This window comes from Streptomyces sp. NPDC047853 (assembly GCF_043204535.1).
GTDB lineage: Bacteria > Actinomycetota > Actinomycetes > Streptomycetales > Streptomycetaceae > Streptomyces.
The window spans coordinates 82,596-103,176 of the sequence record NZ_JBIDCI010000001.1 but is presented as its reverse complement, the minus strand read 5'-3'; the positions used below and the strand labels follow the sequence as shown (position 1 = coordinate 103,176).

The 20,581-nt window shown below is 72.7% G+C and carries 19 protein-coding genes; 10 read left to right on the top strand and 9 right to left on the bottom strand.

Features of this window, described 5'->3' with window-relative positions:
• Position 1 precedes the first annotated feature (1 nt).
• From ACGF5T_RS00485 to ACGF5T_RS00470, 4 genes are read right to left on the bottom strand one after another with little or no spacing between them, the layout of a single operon-like run.
• Positions 2-970 carry a complex I subunit 1 family protein gene (locus ACGF5T_RS00485; RefSeq protein ID WP_356609138.1) on the bottom strand — a complete coding sequence of 323 codons (969 nt, stop codon included), beginning with the start codon at positions 968-970 and terminating at the stop codon, positions 2-4.
• Complete coding sequence (locus ACGF5T_RS00480; RefSeq protein ID WP_366769150.1) at positions 967-2,241, bottom strand: NADH-quinone oxidoreductase subunit C; 1,275 nt, start codon at positions 2,239-2,241, stop codon at positions 967-969. The genes ACGF5T_RS00485 and ACGF5T_RS00480 overlap by 4 nt, the downstream gene beginning before the upstream one ends.
• Positions 2,238-2,840 (bottom strand): NADH-quinone oxidoreductase subunit B family protein, encoded by a 603-nt coding sequence (locus ACGF5T_RS00475; protein ID WP_356609142.1) that lies wholly within the window; start codon positions 2,838-2,840, stop codon positions 2,238-2,240. The genes ACGF5T_RS00480 and ACGF5T_RS00475 overlap by 4 nt, the downstream gene beginning before the upstream one ends.
• Positions 2,831-3,271 (bottom strand): NADH-quinone oxidoreductase subunit A, encoded by a 441-nt coding sequence (locus ACGF5T_RS00470; protein ID WP_392886407.1) that lies wholly within the window; start codon positions 3,269-3,271, stop codon positions 2,831-2,833. Before ACGF5T_RS00470 ends, ACGF5T_RS00475 begins: the two co-directional genes overlap by 10 nt.
• 186 nt (positions 3,272-3,457) lie before the next feature.
• Between ACGF5T_RS00470 and ACGF5T_RS00465 the strand changes: the two genes are divergently transcribed.
• The 7 genes from ACGF5T_RS00465 (at position 3,458) to rarD (ending at position 12,737) form a co-directional block, all read left to right on the top strand.
• Positions 3,458-4,684 carry a sensor domain-containing protein gene (locus ACGF5T_RS00465; protein ID WP_366769149.1) on the top strand — a complete coding sequence of 409 codons (1,227 nt, stop codon included), beginning with the start codon at positions 3,458-3,460 and terminating at the stop codon, positions 4,682-4,684.
• A 128-nt stretch (positions 4,685-4,812) separates the two neighbouring features.
• The gene (locus ACGF5T_RS00460; RefSeq protein WP_356609146.1) at positions 4,813-6,180 is read left to right on the top strand and encodes a sensor domain-containing protein; all 1,368 of its coding nucleotides are present in this window, start codon (positions 4,813-4,815) and stop codon (positions 6,178-6,180) included.
• 332 nt (positions 6,181-6,512) lie between these two features.
• Entirely contained in the window at positions 6,513-7,184 is a 672-nt protein-coding gene (locus ACGF5T_RS00455; protein WP_356609148.1) for a response regulator transcription factor, read from the top strand.
• 259 nt (positions 7,185-7,443) lie between these two features.
• Positions 7,444-9,381, top strand: a complete 1,938-nt coding sequence (locus ACGF5T_RS00450) for a 2-oxoacid:acceptor oxidoreductase subunit alpha (protein ID WP_356609150.1) — start codon at positions 7,444-7,446, stop codon at positions 9,379-9,381.
• The gene (locus ACGF5T_RS00445; RefSeq protein WP_356609152.1) at positions 9,374-10,465 is read left to right on the top strand and encodes a 2-oxoacid:ferredoxin oxidoreductase subunit beta; all 1,092 of its coding nucleotides are present in this window, start codon (positions 9,374-9,376) and stop codon (positions 10,463-10,465) included. Before ACGF5T_RS00450 ends, ACGF5T_RS00445 begins: the two co-directional genes overlap by 8 nt.
• Positions 10,466-10,678: 213 nt before the next feature.
• Positions 10,679-11,533 carry an SDR family oxidoreductase gene (locus ACGF5T_RS00440; RefSeq protein ID WP_366768870.1) on the top strand — a complete coding sequence of 285 codons (855 nt, stop codon included), beginning with the start codon at positions 10,679-10,681 and terminating at the stop codon, positions 11,531-11,533.
• Positions 11,534-11,672: 139 nt separating this feature from the next.
• The gene (gene rarD, locus ACGF5T_RS00435) at positions 11,673-12,737 is read left to right on the top strand and encodes an EamA family transporter RarD (protein WP_361014275.1); all 1,065 of its coding nucleotides are present in this window, start codon (positions 11,673-11,675) and stop codon (positions 12,735-12,737) included.
• 21 nt (positions 12,738-12,758) lie between these two features.
• On the opposite strand, the gene ACGF5T_RS00430 is transcribed toward rarD, so the two are convergent.
• Complete coding sequence (locus ACGF5T_RS00430) at positions 12,759-13,382, bottom strand: CGNR zinc finger domain-containing protein (RefSeq protein ID WP_361014272.1); 624 nt, start codon at positions 13,380-13,382, stop codon at positions 12,759-12,761.
• Between the two features lie 21 nt (positions 13,383-13,403).
• On the opposite strand from ACGF5T_RS00430, the gene ACGF5T_RS00425 reads away from it, so the two are divergent.
• Both ACGF5T_RS00425 and ACGF5T_RS00420 read left to right on the top strand, forming a co-directional pair.
• Positions 13,404-13,874 (top strand): VOC family protein, encoded by a 471-nt coding sequence (locus ACGF5T_RS00425; protein WP_356609160.1) that lies wholly within the window; start codon positions 13,404-13,406, stop codon positions 13,872-13,874.
• Positions 13,875-14,024: 150 nt separating this feature from the next.
• Complete coding sequence (locus ACGF5T_RS00420; RefSeq protein WP_366768871.1) at positions 14,025-14,981, top strand: M28 family metallopeptidase; 957 nt, start codon at positions 14,025-14,027, stop codon at positions 14,979-14,981.
• Positions 14,982-15,011: 30 nt separating this feature from the next.
• Here the strand turns inward: ACGF5T_RS00420 and ACGF5T_RS00415 are convergent, their stop codons facing one another.
• The gene (locus ACGF5T_RS00415) at positions 15,012-16,532 is read right to left on the bottom strand and encodes a tetratricopeptide repeat protein (RefSeq protein WP_366768872.1); all 1,521 of its coding nucleotides are present in this window, start codon (positions 16,530-16,532) and stop codon (positions 15,012-15,014) included.
• A 238-nt stretch (positions 16,533-16,770) separates the two neighbouring features.
• On the opposite strand from ACGF5T_RS00415, the gene ACGF5T_RS00410 reads away from it, so the two are divergent.
• Positions 16,771-17,364, top strand: coding sequence for an NAD(P)H-dependent oxidoreductase (locus tag ACGF5T_RS00410; protein ID WP_366768873.1), 594 nt, complete (start codon positions 16,771-16,773; stop codon positions 17,362-17,364).
• Here ACGF5T_RS00410 and ACGF5T_RS00405 read toward each other — a convergent pair.
• From ACGF5T_RS00405 to ACGF5T_RS00395, 3 genes are read right to left on the bottom strand one after another with little or no spacing between them, the layout of a single operon-like run.
• Positions 17,354-18,244, bottom strand: a complete 891-nt coding sequence (locus tag ACGF5T_RS00405; protein ID WP_356609167.1) for an ABC transporter permease — start codon at positions 18,242-18,244, stop codon at positions 17,354-17,356. The two genes, ACGF5T_RS00410 and ACGF5T_RS00405, sit on opposite strands and share 11 nt — an antisense overlap.
• Positions 18,231-19,217, bottom strand: coding sequence for an ABC transporter ATP-binding protein (locus tag ACGF5T_RS00400; protein ID WP_366768874.1), 987 nt, complete (start codon positions 19,215-19,217; stop codon positions 18,231-18,233). Before ACGF5T_RS00400 ends, ACGF5T_RS00405 begins: the two co-directional genes overlap by 14 nt.
• A gap of 52 nt (positions 19,218-19,269) precedes the next feature.
• Positions 19,270-20,487, bottom strand: coding sequence for a DUF2092 domain-containing protein (locus ACGF5T_RS00395; protein ID WP_366768875.1), 1,218 nt, complete (start codon positions 20,485-20,487; stop codon positions 19,270-19,272).
• Between the last annotated feature and the right edge of the window lie 94 nt (positions 20,488-20,581).

Sequence of the window (20,581 nt, the reverse complement as noted above, 5' to 3'; positions counted from 1 at the left end):
GTTACGCGATCACCACCTTGACGATGCCGGTGAGGGCGATCTGGGCGAGGGAGAGGGGGACGAGGAGGGTCCAGGAGAGTTTCTGGAGCTGGTCCTCGCGGAGCCGGGGGTAGGTGACGCGCAGCCAGATCACGACGAAGGCCAGGAGGGCCGTCTTCAGCAGGGTCCACACCCAGCCGAGGCCGTCGGCACCCCAGGGGCCGTGCCAGCCGCCCAGGAAGAGGACGGTGGTGAGGCCGCACAGGACGACGATCCCGGCGTACTCGGCGAGGAGGAACAGGGCGAAGCGCAGGCCGGTGTACTCGGTGTAGGCGCCGAAGATGATCTCCGAGTCGGCGACGGGCATGTCGAACGGAGGGCGTTGCAGTTCGGCCAGCCCGGCGACGAAGAAGACGATCGCGCCGACGATCTGCCAGGGCAGCCACCACCACTCGAAGGCGTCGAGGATGCCGACGAGGGAGACGGTGCCGGCCGCCATCGCGACGGAGGCTGCGGTGAGCAGCATCGGCAGTTCGTAGGCGAGGAGTTGGGCGGCGGTGCGCAGGCCGCCGAGGAGGGAGAACTTGTTGGCGGAGGCCCAGCCGGCCATGAGCGAGCCGAGGACGCCCACGCCCATCACGGCGAGGACGAAGAAGATACCGGCGTCGACGACCTGGCCCACGGCCCCCTCGCCGGGGCCGACGGGGATCGCGAGGAGGACCAGGAGGTACGGCAGCAGGGCGACGGCGGGGGCGAGCTGGAAGATGCGGCGGTCCGCGTCGGCGGGGACCACGTCCTCCTTCTGCGCGAACTTCACGCCGTCGGCGACGAGCTGGGCCCAGCCGTGGAAGCCGCCCGCGTACATCGGGCCGAGGCGGCCCTGCATGTGGGCCATCACCTTGTGCTCGGTCTGACCCACGATCAGGGGGAAGGTGAGGAAGACGACGAAGACGATCAGGAGTCGCAGGGCGACGTCGAGCGCGTCGTTCACTGCGTTCCTCCGGGGGAGTCGGGTCGGTTCGGGGAGTGCGGGCGGCGGTCCGGGGAGGTGGTTCCTGAGCCGTCGGGTTCGTCCGCGGCAGCGGGCTTCGCGGGAGTGTCGGGTTCGTCCGAGGCAGCGGCGCCGGCGCCGGGACGACGCGCATCGTGCTCGGCCCCGTGCGTCTCCTTGCCTCCCCCGGCCTCCCCGGCCTTCCCGATTTCCTCGGTCTCCGTCTCCTCGCTCTTCCTGGCCGTCTCAGCCTCCCCGGTCTCCCCGGCCCCCTCGGCCTCCTCAGCTTCGCCGGCCTCGTCGAAGGCGGGGCGGGCGTGGTGCCAGGGAGCGTCCGAAGTGGGCCGCTGGGATGCGGAGCCCTCGCTCGCGCTGCGTGCGCGCCGGACCGTCGGACCGGTCGAGGCCCCCTCGTCCGGTGCGGCCGTCTGACTGGCGGAACCCTCCGCCGCCGTGCGCGAACGACGAGGCGCCGACGGAGCCCCAGCCGGAGCCCCTGCACCCGCCGCCGCCTGACTGGCCGACCCCTCCGCCGCCGTGCGCGAACGGCGAGGCGTCGACGGAGCCTCGGCGCTTCCCGTCTGGCTGGCGGAGCCCTCGGTGGCTGTGCGGGTCCGGCGGGCCGGGCGGTCGCCTGCCGGGCGGGCGGGGCGCTCTCCCGCGGCGCGGCCCGCGCCGCGCGCCGGGCGGGACGGAGCGGCAGGGAGCTGGCCCTTGAGCGGGCCCCACTCGTTGGGGTCGGGGACACCGGGTGGCAGCATCTGGCGGCGTCGGGGGCCACCGTGGTCGGACTCCCCCGGCTCCTTCGCCCCGGGCCAGGCCTTGGCGACGCGGGCGGCGAGGACGAAGTCCTTCCGCAGCGGGTGGCCCTCGAAGTTCTCCGGGAGCAGCAGGTGGTCCAGCCCGGGGTGGTCGGCGAAGGTGACGCCGAACATCTCGTGGGTCTCGCGCTCGTGCCAGGCCGCGCCCGCGTACACGCCGACGGCGGTCGGCAGGGCCGGGGCCTCGTGCGGGACCGTCGTACGCAGCAGCAGCCGGCGTACCGGCCCGAGCGCCACGACGTGCGCCGCGACGCGGAAGCCGGTGCCCGGTTCGTCGACCGCGCTGAGCCAGTCGAAGTAGGTGCAGCCCAGCCGGTCGCGCGCGGTCTCCAGTGCGGAGATCCAGGACGCCGGCGGCACGTCCACGGTCAGGACGTCGTAGGACTCCTCGGCCGTGGCCTCCGTGCCGAAGAGCTCCTCGGTGTCGGCGGGCAGCCAGCCGGCGGTCATCGGGCCTCCCCCGCGTCGGGCGCCGGCGGTCGCACGAGGTCGCTCTGCAGGGCGGCGGTCGACGGACGGGGCGAGGTGCCGTACCGCTCCCCCAGCGACTCCCGGGCGATCTTCTCCTGGAGCTTGAGGATGCCCTGGAGCAGCGCCTCGGGGCGTGGCGGGCAGCCGGGGACGTAGACGTCGACGGGGATGATCTGGTCGACGCCCTTGGTCACGGAGTAGGAGTCCCAGTAGGGGCCGCCGCAGTTGGAGCAGGCGCCGAAGGAGATGACGTACTTCGGCTCGGGCATCTGCTCGTACAGGCGCTTGACGGCCGGCGCCATCTTGTCGGTCACCGTGCCGGACACGACCATCAGGTCGGCCTGGCGCGGACCCGGCGCGAAGGGGATGACGCCGAGCCGGATGAAGTCGTGGCGGGCCATCGACGCGGCGATGAACTCGATGGCGCAGCAGGCGAGGCCGAAGTTGAAGACCCACAGGGAGTACCGGCGGCCCCAGTTCAGGACGACCTTCATCGGCTCCGGGGCGAGGCGCGAGAGCGCGCCCAGCCTCTGGGGCTCGGGGAGCGGCACGGGTTCGGAGGAGGGGTTCACGTCCACGACAGGACGCCCTTCTTGTATGCGTAGAGCAGGCCCACGGCCAGGAAGCCCAGGAAGACGAACATCTCCACGAGGGTCGTCGCTCCGTATCCAGGATCGGCGAAGACCGTCGCCCAGGGGAAGAGGAAGATCGAGTCGACGGCGAAGATGACGTAGAGGAAGGCGTAGACGTAGTAGCGGACCTGCGTGTGGGCCCAGCCTTCGCCGACGGGGTCCACGCCGCACTCGTACGTCAGGAGCTTCTCGGGCGTCGGGACCACGGGCCGCAGCAGGCGGCCGGCGCCGAAGGCGACGGCGACGAAGAGCACGCCGACGACGGCGAGCAGCCCGACGACCGAGTAGGACTGGAAGTGGTCCGCGGCGAGGCCGACGGGCACTTCGGCGGCCGGTACGTCACCGGCGCTCACACCACCGACGGTCGGTTCCGGCACGTCCGTCCCTCGCTCCCTGTCGTGAACGCTGCTGTTCGACGATCTGTACGCACGGGAGTCTAGGGCCTGATAAAGGGACGGTAAGCAGCCCGTCGCACCTTGGGACGCGGGGGTGGGGTTTTCCTCAGTGCGTCCTGGCGGCCCACCTCATGGCGCGGGGCCCCGGCGCACGGCACGCTGACCCGTATGACCGAACGCCTCTCGACACCGCCCTCCGACGGGTACCCGGGCGCAGCGCCCGGTGACCGCCCGCCGCCGGCCCGTTTCGCCTACGACCGGCACACCTGGAAGGAGATCGCCCATCTGCTGGCGAACTTCCCGGTGTCGCTGCTCGCCTTCGTCTACGTGGTGACGATGCTGTCCGTCGGCGTCGGGTTGACGGTGACGGTGGTCGGCTTCCCGTTGCTGGCGGTGGGGCTGATGGGTGCGCGGCTGCTGGGCAGGCTGGAGCGGGCGCGGGCCCGGGCGCTGCTCGGGGTGCGGGTGGACGAGCCGAGCCGGCTGCCGCGCCGGAGCGGGGACGGGTTCCTGCCCCGGTTGTGGATGGCGCTGAAGGACCCGGTGGGCTGGCGCACGGTCCTGTACGACTTCATACGGCTTCCGTGGGGCATCCTCACCTTCGTCATCACGTTGACCTCGCTGTTCGTGCTGTGGCCGGTCCTGCCGTTCATCGCGCGGGGTCTGGCCAACGCCGACCGGGCGATGGTGCGCGCGCTGCTGTCGCCGTCCGACGAGCTGGAGCGGCGCATCGCCGAGCTGGAGTCGGACCGGGGGATCGTGGTCGACACGGCCGCGGCCGACCTGCGGCGCATCGAGCGCGACCTGCACGACGGGGCGCAGGCCCGTCTGGTCAACCTGGCCATGGGGCTGGGGCTGGCCAAGGAGAAGCTCCTGGAGGACCCGGACACCGCCGCGGCCATGGTCGACGAGGCGCACGGCGAGGTGAAGCTGGCGTTGCAGGAGCTGCGGGATCTGGCGCGCGGTATCCATCCGGCCGTTCTGACCGACCGTGGTCTGGACGCGGCGCTCTCCTCGGTCGCCTCCCGCTGCACCTCGCCGGTCACGGTGACCGTCGACCTGGCGGAGCGCCCGGCGGCGGCCATCGAGGGCATCGCCTACTTCACCGTCTCGGAGCTGCTCCAGAACGTGAGCAAGCACAGCGGGGCGAGGTCCGCCTCCGTGGAGGTGTGGCGGTCCTCCGACCGGCTGCTCATCCAGGTCGGGGACGACGGTCGCGGCGGCGCGAGCCTCGACGGCGGGACCGGGATGAAGGGCCTCGCCGAGCGGTTGACGGCCGTCGACGGGCTCTTCGTCGTCGACTCGCCGGAGGGCGGCCCCACCCTGGTCACGGCCGAGCTGCCCTGGCGCGACCGCACGGCCGCCGACGACGCGCCCGCCTCCGGCACGAGGTAGGGGACCGAGCGGGGGTGGGGAAAACCCCCCTCCCGGGACGCCGACGGGCTCCATGGCCCGTGGGTGTGCGGTGCAGGAGGGTGGAGTGACGACAGCAGAGCCGTAGGACGAGGAGAAGGACGGCATCGATGGCCACGGATTACGGACAGGGTTACGGGTTCGGGGGCGGGCCCGGTCTCGCCGGGGGCGCCGAGGCGCGACGCCACCGGCTGCCGGCGGGGCTGCGGGCGCCCTTCGAGGGGCGCAGCCTGCGGGAGTTCGGTTATGTGCTGCTGGGCCTGCCGATCGGCATCCTGCTCTTCACCTACGCCGTCACGATGGTGTCGCTGGGGGCCGGCCTGCTGGTGACGTTCCTGGGGGTCCCGGTGCTGGCGGCGGCGCTCGCCGGGTGCCGGGGCTTCGGCGCGATGGAACGGGCACGCGCCCGCGCCCTGCTGGGTCTCCAGGTGGCCGACCCGGAGCCGCTGCGCCGGCGGAAGCAGGGCGCGATGGGGTGGATGGGAGCGGTGCTCAAGAGCGGCGCCTCGTGGCGGAGCCTGCTGTACGCGGTGCTGCAGTTCCCGTGGTCGGTGTTCTCGTTCGTCGTCGCCGTGAACTTCTGGACGGTCGGGTGGGCGATGCTGACGTACCCGCTGTGGTTCTGGGTGTTCCCGATGTGGGCCGGGCAGGACGGGATCCAGCTGTACGGCGACGAGACGCACAGCGTCTACCTGGACAACCCCTTCGAGATCACCCTGACCGCGCTGGTCGGCCTGCTGATCACCCTGGCCACCCCGTGGATCGTCCGGGCGCTGACGACGGTGGACCGGTTGATGGTGCACGGGCTGCTGGGCCCGTCCCGGCTGGCGACGCGGGTCGTGGAGCTGGAGTCGGACCGCGGGGTCGTCGTCGACACGGCCGCGGCGGACCTGCGGCGCATCGAACGCGACCTGCACGACGGGGCGCAGGCCCGCCTGGTCAACCTGGCCATGGACCTCGGCCTGGCGAAGGAGAAGCTGCGGGAGGACCCGCGGGCGGCGGCGGTCATGGTGGACGAGGCGCACGGCGAGGTGAAGACGGCTCTCCAGGAGCTGCGGGACCTGGCCCGGGGCATCCACCCGGCGGTCCTGACCGACCGCGGCCTGGACGCGGCGCTGTCGGCGGTCGCGTCGCGGTGCACGGTGCCGGTGCGGGTGGAGGTCGACCTGACGGAGCGGCCCGCGTCGGCCATCGAGGGGATCGCGTACTTCACGGTGTCGGAGCTGCTGCAGAACATCAGCAAGCACGCCCGGGCCACGTCCGCCGCCGTGGAGGTGTGGCGGGTGCAGAACCGGCTGATGCTCCAGGTCGTGGACAACGGCGTGGGCGGCGCGGACGCGTCGGCCGGGTCGGGACTGGCGGGTCTGGCGGAGCGCCTCGACGCGGTGGACGGCATCCTCGTCGTGGACTCGCCGGCCGGCGGACCGACGCGGGTGACGGCGGAGCTGCCCTGGCGGAGCGAACCGGTCGCCAGGTGAGCGGGCGCGGGGCCGCCGCGCGAGACGCCGGCCGGGCCGGCCGGTTGGACGTCCCGGGGGCCGGCCCCCGGGACGACGTCGCAGGAACCGTCCGCCCGGCGCCTCCCCCGGCCCGGGCGACGTGACCGGCAAGCCGTCGTAGGGCGACCGGACCGGCAAGCCGTCGTAGGGCGGCCGGACCGGGCGTCCGCCCGTCCCTCCCGTCCTCTTCCCGCTGCCCCGACGCATCCGGCCCCCGATCCTGGGATGCTGGACCTGTCGCACGGACGGTTCGTGGACGCGGCGTGGGCCGCGCGGACCGTGCGGTGGACGGGCTTTGGGGGGCCGAGAGCGTGGAGGACAAGGTGCGGGTGGTCATCGCCGAGGATTCGGTGCTGCTCAGAGAGGGGCTGACCCGACTGCTGACCGACCGCGGGCACGAGGTCGTGGCCGGCGTCGGCGACGGAGAGGCGCTGATCAAGACCATCGCCGAACTGGACGCGCAGGGTGAGCTGCCGGACGTGGTGGTGGCGGACGTACGGATGCCGCCGACCCACACCGACGAGGGCGTGCGCGCCTCGGTGCAGCTGCGCAAGGCGCACCCCGGTCTGGGCGTGCTGGTGCTGTCGCAGTACGTGGAGGAGCGCTACGCCACGGAGTTGCTGGCCGGCTCCAGCCGCGGGGTCGGGTACCTGCTCAAGGACCGGGTGGCCGAGGTGCGGGAGTTCGTGGACGCGGTCGTGCGGGTCGCGCGGGGCGGGACGGCCCTGGACCCGGAGGTGGTCGCGCAGTTGCTCGGGCGCAGCCGCAAGCAGGACGTCCTGGCGGGGCTGACCCCCCGGGAGCGCGAGGTGCTGGGCCTGATGGCGGAGGGCCGGACCAACTCGGCGGTCGCGCGGCAGCTCGTCGTGAGCGACGGGGCGGTCGAGAAGCACGTCAGCAACATCTTCATGAAGCTGGGCCTGTCCCCGAGCGACGGGGACCACCGGCGGGTGCTCGCCGTCCTCACCTACCTCAACTCCTGACGCGGTCCGCCGGCGGCTCACCGTCGCCGACCTGCGCCTCATCCGAACGAGTGAGGAACGGGGCCGGTGCGCGGCGCGTCGCCACGCGTGGCGCGGGGTGCGCGAACCGTGGGTCGCCGGGGCGGCGGGCCGCCCGGAGAGTCGTGTCCATCATGCGAATGTCCACCGGAAGTAAACCCTTGCGGACGTAGGGTTGATCCTGGGACGGCCGGTGAGCGACCGGTCCCCGGGACAGCCGCCTCGAGGGAGGTCCAGTTCAGTGACCAGCCAGGTCAGCAGCCCAGCGGAGCAGGCCGACGGAACCGACGAGACCGTCGTGGGAGCGCAGCGCAAACCGGTCGGGGCGAAGGACGTCCGCCGGCTGGACCGGGTGATCATCCGGTTCGCGGGGGACTCGGGCGACGGGATGCAGCTCACCGGCGACCGCTTCACCTCGGAGACGGCGTCTTTCGGCAACGACCTGTCGACGCTGCCGAACTTCCCGGCCGAGATCCGGGCGCCCGCGGGCACCCTGCCGGGTGTCTCGTCCTTCCAGTTGCACTTCGCCGACCACGACATCCTCACCCCCGGTGACGCCCCCAACGTGCTGGTCGCCATGAACCCGGCCGCACTCAAGGCGAACATCGACGACGTGCCGCGCGGCGCGGAGATCATCGTCAACACGGACGAGTTCACCAAGCGGGCGATGCAGAAGGTCGGCTACGACACCTCGCCCCTCGAAGACGGTTCGCTCGACGGCTACCACCTGCATCCGGTGCCGCTGACCACCCTGACCGTCGAGGCGCTCAAGGAGTTCGACCTCACCCGCAAGGAGGCCGAGCGCAGCAAGAACATGTTCGCGCTCGGGCTGCTGAGCTGGATGTACCACCGGCCCACCGAGGCCACGGAGAAGTTCCTGCGGGTGAAGTTCGCGAAGAAGCCCGACATCGCCGCCGCCAACATCGCGGCCTACCGGGCGGGCTGGAACTTCGGTGAGACCACGGAGGACTTCGCGGTCTCCTACGAGGTGGCGCCGGCGGCGCAGGCGTTCCCGCCGGGCGTGTACCGCAACATCTCCGGGAACCTGGCCCTGTCCTACGGCCTGATCGCCGCGTCCCGCCAGGCCGACCTGCCGCTCTTCCTCGGCTCGTACCCCATCACCCCGGCCTCGGACATCCTGCACGAGCTGAGCAAGCACAAGAACTTCGGTGTGCGCAGCTTCCAGGCCGAGGACGAGATCGCGGGCATCGGCGCGGCGCTGGGCGCGGCGTTCGGCGGCTCGCTGGCCGTGACGACCACGAGCGGCCCGGGGGTGGCGCTCAAGAGCGAGACCATCGGGCTCGCGGTCTCGCTGGAGCTGCCGCTGCTGGTCGTGGACATCCAGCGCGGCGGGCCGTCCACCGGCCTGCCCACCAAGACGGAGCAGGCGGACCTCCTCCAGGCGATGTACGGGCGCAACGGCGAGGCGCCGGTCCCGGTCGTCGCCCCGCGCACCCCGGCCGACTGCTTCGACGCCGCGCTGGAGGCGGCCCGGATCGCGCTGACGTACCGCACCCCGGTCTTCCTGCTCTCGGACGGCTACCTGGCCAACGGCAGCGAGCCGTGGCGCGTCCCGGAGCCGGACGAGTTGCCGGACCTCACGGTGCAGTTCACGCACACCGCCAACCACACCCTGGACGACGGCACCGAGGTGTTCTGGCCCTACAAGCGCGACCCGCACACCCTCGCCCGTCCCTGGGCGGTGCCGGGCACGCCGGGCCTGGAGCACCGGATCGGCGGCATCGAGAAGCAGGACGGCACCGGGAACATCTCGTACGACCCGGCCAACCACGACTTCATGGTCCGCACCCGGCAGGCCAAGGTCGACGGCATCGAGGTCCCCGACCTGGAGGTCGACGACCCGGACGGCGCGCGGACGCTGGTGCTGGGCTGGGGTTCGACGTACGGGCCGATCACGGCGGCCGTGCGCCGGCTGCGCGCCGCCGGTCACGCCGTCGCGCAGGCGCACCTGCGCCATCTCAACCCGTTCCCGCGCAATCTCGGAGCGGTGCTGAAGAGTTACGACAAGGTGGTGGTCCCCGAGATGAACCTCGGCCAGCTCGCCACGCTCGTCCGGGCGAGGTACCTGGTCGACGCCCAGTCGTACAACCAGGTCAACGGCATGCCGTTCAAGGCGGAACAGCTCGCCACGGTCCTGAAGGAGGCCATCGATGGCTGAGACGTCCACGGAAGAGAAACCGGTCGGCACCGGCACGGTCGAGGCACTGAAGCTGGTCCCCCGGGCCGAGGGCAAGCAGTCCATGAAGGACTTCAAGTCCGACCAGGAGGTGCGCTGGTGCCCCGGCTGCGGCGACTACGCCGTCCTCGCCGCCGTGCAGGGCTTCATGCCCCAGCTGGGTCTGGCGAGGGAGAACATCGTCTTCGTCTCCGGCATCGGCTGCTCCTCCCGCTTCCCGTACTACATGAACACCTACGGGATGCACTCGATCCACGGCCGCGCCCCCGCCATCGCCACCGGGCTCGCCTCCTCCCGCCGCGACCTGTCCGTGTGGGTCGTGACCGGTGACGGCGACGCGCTGTCCATCGGCGGCAACCACCTCATCCACGCCCTGCGCCGCAACGTCAACCTCAAGATCCTGCTGTTCAACAACCGGATCTACGGTCTGACCAAGGGCCAGTACTCCCCCACCTCCGAGGTCGGCAAGATCACCAAGTCGACCCCGATGGGTTCGCTGGACGCGCCCTTCAACCCGGTCTCCCTCGCGCTCGGCGCCGAGGCGTCCTTCGTCGCCCGGACCGTCGACTCGGACCGCAAGCACCTCACCGAGGTGCTGCGCCAGGCGGCCGAGCACCCGGGGACGGCCCTGGTGGAGATCTACCAGAACTGCAACATCTTCAACGACGGCGCCTTCGACGCCCTCAAGGACAGGCAGCAGGCCGAGGAGGCGGTGATCCGGCTCGAACACGGGCAGCCGATCCGCTTCGGCAGCGAGGGTTCCAAGGGGGTCGTGCGCGACCCGGCCACCGGCGACCTGAAGGTCGTCGCGGTCACGGCGGCCAACGAGGCGGACATCCTGGTCCACGACGCCCACTCCGCGTCCCCGACCACCGCCTTCGCCCTGTCCCGGCTCGCCGACCCGGACACCCTGCACCACACGCCGATCGGTGTGCTGCGCTCGGTCGAGCGGCCGGTCTACGACACGCTGATGGCGGACCAGCTCGACACCGCGGTCGAGAGGGACGGCAAGGGCGACCTCGCCGCGCTGCTCGCCGGCGGCGACACCTGGACGGTCGTCGGCTGACACCGGCGGCGCACGACCGTGAGGAGGCCCGGGCGGGAACGTCCGGGCCTCTCGCATGCCCACGACGGTCCGCAGGCACCTCACCGGTCTGGGCACCAACCAGAGGTGCGCTAACCAGTAGGTAAGTACCTTACTTCAAAGTGGGCACTGTCATTTAGTTAGCGTACGCCGTAGGGTCGATGGCATCGCACCCCCACAAGGAGTACTGAAGCCATGAGCATCGTCGTCACCGGAGCCACCGGACACCTGGGCCGCCACGTCGTGGAGCAGCTGCTGGAGAAGGTGCCGGCCGACCGGATCACCGCCGTCGTCCGCGACCGGGACCGGGCCGCCGACCTCGCCGCCCGCGGCGTCCGGCTTGCGGTCGCCGACTACAACAGCCCCGAGACCTTCGACGGCCTGTTCGCCGCCGGCGACCGGGTCCTGCTGATCTCCGGCAACGAGTTCGACAAGGGCCGTGTCCAGCAGCACACGGTCGTGATCGAGGCGGCGCGGAAGGCCGGTGTCGCGCTGCTCGCCTACACCAGCGCCCCCAGCAGCCTCACGGCCGCGCTCGCCGACGACCACCGCGCGACGGAGGACGTCCTGGTCGGCTCGGGCCTGCCGTACGTGCTGCTGCGCAACGGCTGGTACCACGAGAACTACACCGAGCAGCTGGCCCCGGTCCTGGAGCACGGCGCCGTCGTGCAGGCGGCCGGCGAGGGCCGGATCTCCTCCGCCTCCCGCGCCGACTACGCGGCCGCCGCCGTCGCCGTACTGACCGGCGAGGGCCACGAGAACAAGGCGTACGAGCTGGGCGGCGACGAGGCCTGGGGCTTCGCCGAGTACGCCGCCGAACTGAGCCGGCAGACCGGCCGGGAGATCGTCTACACCCCGGTCTCCACCGAGGCCTACGCCGGCATCCTCACCGGCGCCGGGCTTCCCGGGCCGCTGGCCGCCGTGCTGGCGGGCGTGGACGGGGCCATCGAGAAGGGTGAGCTGATCGTCTCGACCGGTGACCTCTCCCGGCTGGCCGGCCGCCCGACCACGCCGCTCGCCGAGGCCGTCTCCGCCGCGCTCAAGGCCTGACACCCGCCGACGACCCCGCCCGGCCGCCGCGTGTCATGACCGTATGCCGATACGGGCATGACAGAGGGCCGGGTGCGGCGCTACCTTCGTCGTGGCATGCGTCCGCCCCGGCATGCCACAGCGCGAGAAGGAGGTGCCCGTGGCCGGGTCGTCGAGGAGCGAACAGCGCGTAGGCCTGCTGAACGGCTTCGCCGCCTACGGGATGTGGGGCCTCGTCCCGCTGTTCTGGCCGCTGCTCAAGCCCGCCGGGGCCGGGGAGATCCTCGCCCACCGGATGGTGTGGTCCCTGGCCTTCGTCGCCGTCGCGCTGCTGGTCGTACGGCGCTGGGCCTGGGCCGGTGAGCTGCTGCGGCAGCCGCGGAAGCTGGGGCTGATCACCGTGGCCGCCGCGGTCATCACCGTCAACTGGGGCGTCTACATCTGGGCCGTGAACAGCGGCCACGTCGTCGAGGCCTCGCTCGGGTACTTCATCAACCCGCTGGTCACCATCGCGATGGGCGTGCTGCTGCTCAAGGAGCGGCTGCGGCCCGTGCAGTGGGCGGCGGTCGGCACCGGCGCCGCGGCCGTGATCGTCCTCACCGTCGGCTACGGACGGCCGCCGTGGATCTCCCTCTGCCTCGCCTTCTCCTTCGCCACGTACGGCCTGGTGAAGAAGAAGGTCAATCTCGGCGGCGTCGAGTCGCTGGCCGCCGAGACGGCGATCCAGTTCCTGCCGGCGCTCGGCTTCCTGCTGTGGCTGGGCGCCCGTGGCGACTCCACCTTCACCACCGAGGGCGCGGGGCACGCGGCCCTGCTCGCCGCGACCGGCGTGGTCACCGCGATCCCGCTGGTCTGCTTCGGTGCGGCGGCGATCCGCGTGCCGCTCTCCACCCTGGGGCTGTTGCAGTACCTGGCCCCGGTCTTCCAGTTCCTGCTCGGCATCTTCTACTTCGGCGAGGCCATGCCGCCCGAGCGGTGGGCCGGTTTCGCGCTGGTCTGGCTGGCGCTGACGCTGCTCACCTGGGACGCCCTGCGTACCGTCCGCCGGACCGCCCGGGCACTGAGGGCGCAGCTCGACCGGACGGGCACCGGGGTGCCGCCGGTGAAGGCGGGTGCCGAGCGTGAGTCGGGGATCGTGGCCTCCGGGACGCCCGCCCCCGGCGGAGCACCCGCCCCCGGCCCTGCGGGCCCCGCACAGCGGGACGCGCCGGTGGCGAAGCCGTAGCCCTTCCCGCCCGGCGTCGGATCAGCGCGCGTCGGGCGTCCGCCGTGCGCGGTGCGCCCGCGCCTTCTCCCGGTTGCCGCAGTGCTCCATCGCGCACCAGCGGCGGCGCCCGGGGCGCGAGGTGTCCACGAAGAGCAGCAGGCAGTCGTGGGCACCGCACTCGCGGATGCGGTCCGCGTACGGGCCGGTGAACAGCTCGATCGCGTCACGCGCGACCGTGGACAGCAGGCCCACACCCGTGGCACCCGGGGCCCAGCTCCGGGTGCCGTCCGGTTCGGCGCGGATGACGAGCGAGGGCTCGGCCGCGGCTGCGTTGACGGTCTCCAGGGCGCCCGGCCGGAGCGGCCGTCCGTGCGCGCGGTCCACGGTGAGGGTGAACAGGGCGTCGCGCAGGTCCCGGGCCCGCCGCACGTCCGCCTGGTCCACGGCCGGTTCCAGCCCGCCGGGCAGCCGGCTGCGCCCGGCCCAGTCCACCAGGTCCGCGGGCTCGTGCAGGACCTCCCAGCGCGCGTAGACGCCCGGGCCGCCGGTCGTCAGCAGTTCGAGACAGAGGGCGCCCGGGTCGAAGCGGTACGGCTTGCCCTCGCGCGTCACGAGCGTCAGCCCGGGGGACGTTTTCGGCGATGTCGCCGTCCACTCACTCACATAACCAGTATAAGTGGTTACATGACATCGACCTCGTCACCCGCCCCCGTGCACTTCAAGATCGTCATCGACGCCGCGGCTCCGCACGCGCAGGCGGACTTCTGGGCCGCCGCCCTCCACTACGAGGTGGAGGACAACAGCGCCCTCATCGGGAAACTGCTGGGCTTCGGGGCTGTACCGGCCGAGTCGACCGTCGAGTCCCACGGCCGCCGCGCCTGGCGGGACCTGGCCGCCGTACGGCATCCGGACGACCCGTACCAGGAGGAGAGCGGTACCGGGCTGGGGCGGCGCCTGCTGTTCCAGCGCGTGCCGGAGGTCAAGACCGGGAAGAACCGGCTCCACCTGGACCTGCACCCGGGCGAGGGGCGGCGCGAGGCGGAGGTCGCCCGGCTGGAGGCGCTCGGGGCGAGCGTCCTGCGGCAGGTGAAGGAGCAGGGCGGGGAGTGGGTGACGATGGCGGACCCGGAGGGGAACGAGTTCTGCGTCCACTAGGGCGGGCCGGCCAGGGGGCTCCCGATATCCGCAACGCGGTGGCCGGATACCGGTCTTGACGCCGGGTCAGTCCCGGCCACACCATCCAGGCACCCCATTCACTGCGGAGTCCCCTCCCCAGGGCCTCCCTAGGAATCCGGAGCCCCCCACATGAAGCTCCCCCTTTCCGGGCGTTCCCTGACGGCCGGCGCCGTCGCGGTCGCCACCCTCATGACCGGTGGTTCGGTGGCCGGCGCGGCCTCCGCCTCCGAGCACCCCGCGGCCGTCGCCGCGGCTCCCGACATACCCATAGCCAACGTCAAGGCGCACCTGACCCAGCTGCAGTCGATCGCCGCGGCGAACGGCGGCAACCGCGCCCACGGCCGCCCCGGCTACCAGGCCTCGCTGAACTACGTGAAGGCCAAGCTGGACGCGGCCGGGTTCACCACCACCGTCCAGTCGTTCACCGCGTCCGGCCGGACCGGGTACAACCTGATAGCCGACTGGCCGGGCGGTGACGCGAATCGGGTTGTCATGGCCGGGTCACATCTGGACAGCGTCTCCTCCGGCCCCGGCATCAACGACAACGGCTCCGGCTCCGCGGCCGTCCTGGAGACCGCCCTGGCCGTGGCCCGCTCCGGCCACCAGCCCGCCAAGCACCTGCGCTTCGCCTGGTGGGGCGCGGAGGAGCTGGGCCTGGTCGGCTCGCGCTACTACGTCAACAGCCTCGGCTCGGCGGGCCGCGCGAAGATCAGCGGCTACCTGAACTTCGACATGATCGGCTCCCCCAACCCCGGCTACTTCGTCTACGACGACGACCCCACCATCGAGAAGACCTTCAAGGACTACTACGCCGGCCTCGGCGTCTCCACGGAGATCGAGACCGAGGGCGACGGCCGCTCCGACCACGCTCCGTTCAAGAACGCGGGCGTCCCCGTCGGCGGCCTGTTCAGCGGGGCCGACTACCGCAAGACGTCGGCGCAGGCGGCCAAGTGGGGCGGCACCGCGGGCCAGCCCTTCGACCGCTGCTACCACTCGTCCTGCGACACGACGGCCAACATCAACGACACGGCCCTGAACCGCAACAGCGACGCCATCGCGTACGCGATGTGGGAGCTGTCCCGGTAGCGCGGACGGCCCGGCACCGAGGCCGTCCGGTCAGCCGGTCGCGGCGCGGGCCCGTTCGGTGAGGCGGCCCATGCGGTTGCGGGCGGTCCGCAACTCCTCGGCGTCGTCCGCGGCCGGGCCCTCCTCGTCGGCGAGTTCGCTCCACAGGCCGAGCAGTTCGCGGCCCAGCTCCAGGCCCCGTTCCGGGTCGCGTACGGCCCGCCAGGCGGTGGCCGCGCTGCGGACGTTGCCGTAGGCGGCCTCGGCGTCGCCCGCGCGGCGGTGTATCCGGGCCAGGTCCATGGAGAGGTGGAAGGCACGGTCCGGGTCGCCGGACAAGTAGGCGATGTAGGCGGAGAGTTCGCGGAGCCGGAGCACCTCGGGGTGCTCCGGCCCCAGCGTCGTGGAGGCCTCCGCCACGGTCTGCTCGGCCAACCGGGCCGCCTCTTCCGTACGCCCCTCCTTGACGGCCTCGTTGATACGGCCGGTCGGCTCCGCGAGGAGCGAGGGGGCGGTGGCGTCACCGGGCGCGGTGAGCGGCCCGTCCCCGAGCACGGCCTCGGCCACGGCGTCGAAGCCGCGGGCCGGGGTGGGGGCGGACCTGGGCGCCGGTTCGGCCGCGGCGGCGAGGCCGAGGTCGATGACAGGAGCGGGGGCGGGGGCGGGAGCGGGGGCGGGAGCAGGGGCGCGCGGCGGCTCGGAGGCCGTGGTCGGCTCGGGCTCCGGCTCGGGTACGTGGAGCGACCCGGACGCCTGGTACCGCTCGGGCTCGCGGTCGTCGACCGGCTCGGGCCAGGCGACGGGCGCCGGCGTGGGTGTGGGCGTGGGTGTGGGCGTGAACGGGGACGCCGAGGCGTGCCCGGGAGGCGACACCGGCGGGGGCGTGACCGCCGACGCGCGCGTGATCGTCAGCCCGGATGCGGCGGCCGGTCCCGGTGCGGGCCGGGGGTGCGCGGTCCCGGTGGTCGTGGCACCGCCGTCCATCCGGGGCGGCGGCCCGAAGACCCCCGTCGGCGCCGCGACCGTACCGGGCACCGGGCCCCCCGCCGGCGCCGCGACGGTACCGGGCGCCGGGCCCCCCGCCGGTGCGGCCGGGGCGCGCGGGGTGAACGTCGGCGCGGCATCACCGGCCGCCGTCCGCCGCTCCTCGGGCCCCGTCGGCCGGTGGGCCGTGGGGGCGCCGTCCCGTACCGGTTCCACCGCGCGCAGCACGTGCGTGGACCGGTCCCGTCGTACGGGCCTCTCCGCGGCGCCCGTCGGGACCGGTTCCGCGGCGAGGTGGCTGGAGCCGTCGGGATCGACCCGGAGGGGGACGGAGCAGCCGATGCGCTCGTCGTGGATCGTGGCGAGGACGGGCGCGCCGACCGCGAGGGCGAGGCGGTGCAGGCGGTTCAGGACGGCGTTCTGGATCTCCTCACCGGGCGCCGCGACGACCACCGCGCCGTCGACCGAGGCACTGCGTGCGCCGGGCCCCGCCGCCGGTACGCGGACCTCGATCGGCGTCGCCGCAGGGGCGACCGGGGGCTCGGCGCCCTCGTGGTCCCGTTGCTCCTCGCGACCGAGTCGAGACATCGTTCCCCCACTCATCTGCGGCTTCCGTCGGCGGTTTCGGTTCCCGTACCGTCCAGAGCCTGTCATGCCCGTCGTACACCTGCTGACGAGTCTCTCCGCTCACTCGCCCTGCGCGCGTCACCGGGGTGTCACAGGCTCGTTCCAGGGGTCACTCCGGGGAGACCCCTGGACAGGTAAATGCGTACGCATATAATGCAGGTGCTGGTATCCGCTCACGACAACCGTTCTGGGGGACCCGATGACCCGCCGCTTCCTCTTCCTGCTGGGCAGCAGCCGGCCCGACGGCAACACCGAGCTGCTCGCCCGGCGCGCCGCGGAACAGCTGCCCTCCGACGTCGAGCAGCGATGGATCGACCTGGCCGCGCATCCGCTGCCCGAGTTCGGGGACCTGCGCCACGACAGCGACCACACACGCCCCACCGAGGGAAACGCCGGCCTGCTGCTCGACGCGACGCTCGACGCGACCGACCTGGTGATCGCCTCGCCGCTGTACTGGTACTCGCTGTCCACCCCGGTCAAGCGCTACCTGGACCACTGGTCCGGCTGGCTGCGCACCCCCGGCCTGGACTTCAAGGAGACCCTGTCCGGCCGCACCCTGTGGGGCGTCACCGCGCTCGCGCACGAGGAGCAGGAGGTCGCCGACCCGCTGATCGGCAGCCTCAACAACTCGGCGGCCTACATGGGCATGCGCTTCGGCGGGGTGCTGCTCGGCAACGGCAGCAGGCCCGGGGACGTCCTGCGGGACACGGACGCGCTGACCCGCGCCAAGACCTTCTTCGCGCGGGAGGCGCCGCTCGCCCGCTTCCCGTACGAGGACACGGCTACGAAGTGATGTCCTTCGTGGTGAACCGGGCCCAGGCCGCCGAACCGAACACCGCGGCGTAGAGGGCCTGGAGGCCCAGGTTCTTCACCAGGTCGTCCCAGTAGACCGGTTCGCGCATCAGGTCGGCGAAGGACAGCCAGTAGTGCGAGAAGAAGTACGGCTGTACCGCGTCGAGCTGCGGGATCTGGTCGAGGATCTGGACGGTGATCAGCAGCCCGACCGTGGTCGCCATCGCCGCGATGCCGCTGCCGGTCAGGGTCGACACGAACAGGCCGAGGGCCGCGACCCCGAGGAGCGAGGCGGCGACGACCAGGGCGATCAGCAGCGCGCGCCCCAGGCCCTCGGCGTACGTGATCCGGGTGCCGGAGATGGTGACCAGGTCGCCGACCGGGAACAGCAGCGCTCCGACCGCGAGCGCCGACACGGCGACGACCAGGGTGGCGGCGAGGCAGAAGGCGATCACCGTGGCGTACTTGGCGAGCAGCAGCCGGGTGCGGCCGGCCGGGGCGACCAGCAGGTAGCGGAGCGTGCCCGCGCTCGCCTCGCCGGCGATCGCGTCGCCCGCGACGACACCGACGGCCATCGGCAGGAAGAACGGGAGGGTCGCGGCGAGCGCGGTGAAGACCAGGAAGAGACCGTTGTTGCTGATCTGCGAGATGAAGGCCGGCCCCTGACCGCCGCCTCCGCCTCCGCCGCCGCCGAAGGACGCGCCGTCACTCGTCTCGATCTTCACGGCGATGCCGACCAGGACCGGCACGGCGGCCAGCACGCCCAGCAGGGCGAGGGTGCGCCAGCGCCGGAAGGTGATCCCCAGCTCGCTGCTGAGCAGCCCGAAGGTCCACAGCGGGCTCGGTGCACGCACCGCACTCGGCGTCTCAGCCCGCGACATCGAAACCCTCCCCGGTGAGCGCCACGAACGCGTCCTCCAGCGAGGCCCGCTCCACCGCGAAGCCCCGGACCCGGACCCCGGCCGACACCAGCGCCGCGTTCAGATCGGCGAGGTCGCGGTCGGGGGGCGGCTCCGCGCTCGCCCGGTCCTCGGCGATCAGCACGTCCGCGGCCCCCTGCTCCTTCAGCACCCGCGCGGCCTCCCCCGCGTCCGGGGTGGTCACCACCAGCCGGCCGCGCGCCCCCGCCGCCAGGTCGGCGACCGGGCCCTGGGTGATCAGCCGCCCCTGGGCCATCACGGCGGCGTGCGTGCACACCTGCTCGATCTCGTCCAGCAGGTGGGAGGAGAGGAAGACGGTGGTGCCGTCGGAGGCCAGTTCGCGCACGAGGGCGCGGATCTCGCGCATGCCCTGGGGGTCGAGGCCGTTGGTCGGTTCGTCCAGGACGAGCAGGCGGCGCGGCTGGAGCAGTGCCGCGGCGAGCCCGAGCCGCTGCTTCATGCCGAGCGAGTACGCCTTCGCCTTCTTGCCGGCGGCGGCCCCGAGGCCGACCCGGTCCAGCGCCGTGGCGACGCGCTCGCGCCGGGTGCGCGGGTCGGCGGTCGGGTCGGCGGCGTCGTAGCGCAGCAGGTTGTCGCGGCCGGAGAGGAAGCCGTACAGGGCGGGGCCCTCGATGAGGGCGCCGACCTGGGGCAGCACGGTGCGGGCGGCGCGCGGCACGGGCCGGCCCAGCACGCGCGCCGTCCCCGAGGTCGGCTCGATCAGCCCCATCAGCATCCGGATGGTGGTGGTCTTGCCGGAGCCGTTGGGGCCGAGGAAGCCGAAGACGCTGCCCGCCGGGACGGTCAGGTCCAGACCGTCGACGGCGAGGTGTCCGCCGCCGTAGCGCTTGGTCAGCGCGCGGGTGGCGATGACGGCGTCCTCCACGCTCCCCCGGTCCGGGCGCTTCGGCTGCGCGGCGGCCGGTCGGGCCATCGGCTCCCTCTCCTGTCGTACGGGCTCCTGTCGTACGGGGGCGGCGGTGCCGCTACTTCGCGGCGTCGGCCGCCTCGACCAGCGCGTCCTTGGTGACGGCACCGGCGTAGACCTGCCCGTCGTCGGTGATCAGGGCGTTGACCAGGCGGGTCTTGAAGACCGTGCCGGTGCCGAAGTCGCCCTTGACCTGGTCGCCGAAGGAGCCGAGGAAACCGCCGAGGCCACCGCCCGCGGCAGCCGTGGGCAGGCCGCCCTGGCCACCGGTGTCGAAGGTGGCGATCGCGTTCCAGCCCTCCCCGATGACCTTCAGGCCGTCCGCCCCTTCGGCGAGACCGCCCCCGGCCCGGTGTTCCCGCTCCGGCGCCCCGGCCGCCTCGTCGCCCTCGGTGACCTTCGCGCCCTTGGGCGGGGTGAAGTCGAACGTCGACGCGTCCGGCTTCGCGAAGTCGACCTGGGTGAAGCCCGCGTCCACGACGGCGGCGCCGCCGCTCGCCGGGGTCAGCGTGAACTTGAGCGGCATACCGGTCCCGGCGTCCACCGCGACGGTGACGGCACCGACGGTGGACCCGGACTGCTTGGGCTTGATCACCAGCCGGTAGGCATCGCGGCCGGCCACCTGCGCGGTGCCGTCCACGGTCACCGAGGTGGTGTCGTCGACCGCCTCGAGCGCCTGGTCGGCGAAGTCCTTCGGGGTGACCGGCATCTCCTTCTCCCGCTGGCCGGTGGTCTCGGGGGCGGTGGAGTGGAAGACCTCGTTGGACGCGCTGTCGTAGCCCCAGACGTCCTTGCCGTCGTGGATCAGGCTGTACTCGGCGGCGTTCTCCAGCAGGGACAGCTTCTGCCGGTCGGGGCCGTCGGCGGCGACCCGCAGCGTGTGGGTGCCGGAGACCAGCCCGGTGAGCTTGGCCGACGGGTCGGCCGCGGAGCCGTCCTCGTCGCCGCCGGCGCCGGGGCCACCCGACATCCCGGACAGCAGGCCGCTCTCCAGGCCGCCGAGGTCCGGCAGGCCCAGATCCGTGCTGATCCTGACGGTGCCGGACAGCTGCTCGACGTCCGACGCGGCGATCTTCTGCAGCAGTTGCTCCGCCGTGATCTTCGGGAGGTCGGGGTCCCCGGAGTCGGCGAGCGCGGGGACGAGGCCGATCGTCGCGGCCGCCACTCCCATCACCGCGACCGGGACGACGTACCGCGCGGCCTTTCGCCGTCCGGCGCGCGTCTCCTCGCCCTCCCCGGCGGCGGTCGTGTTGTCGTCGGAATCGATCGGTGCCATGTGTGCCCTACCTCCGTCGTCGGCGGCGGCTGTCTCGCGACCTCGCACTCGTTCTCTCACCCGTGAGCCGCCATTCTCACCCGAATCGGTGAGG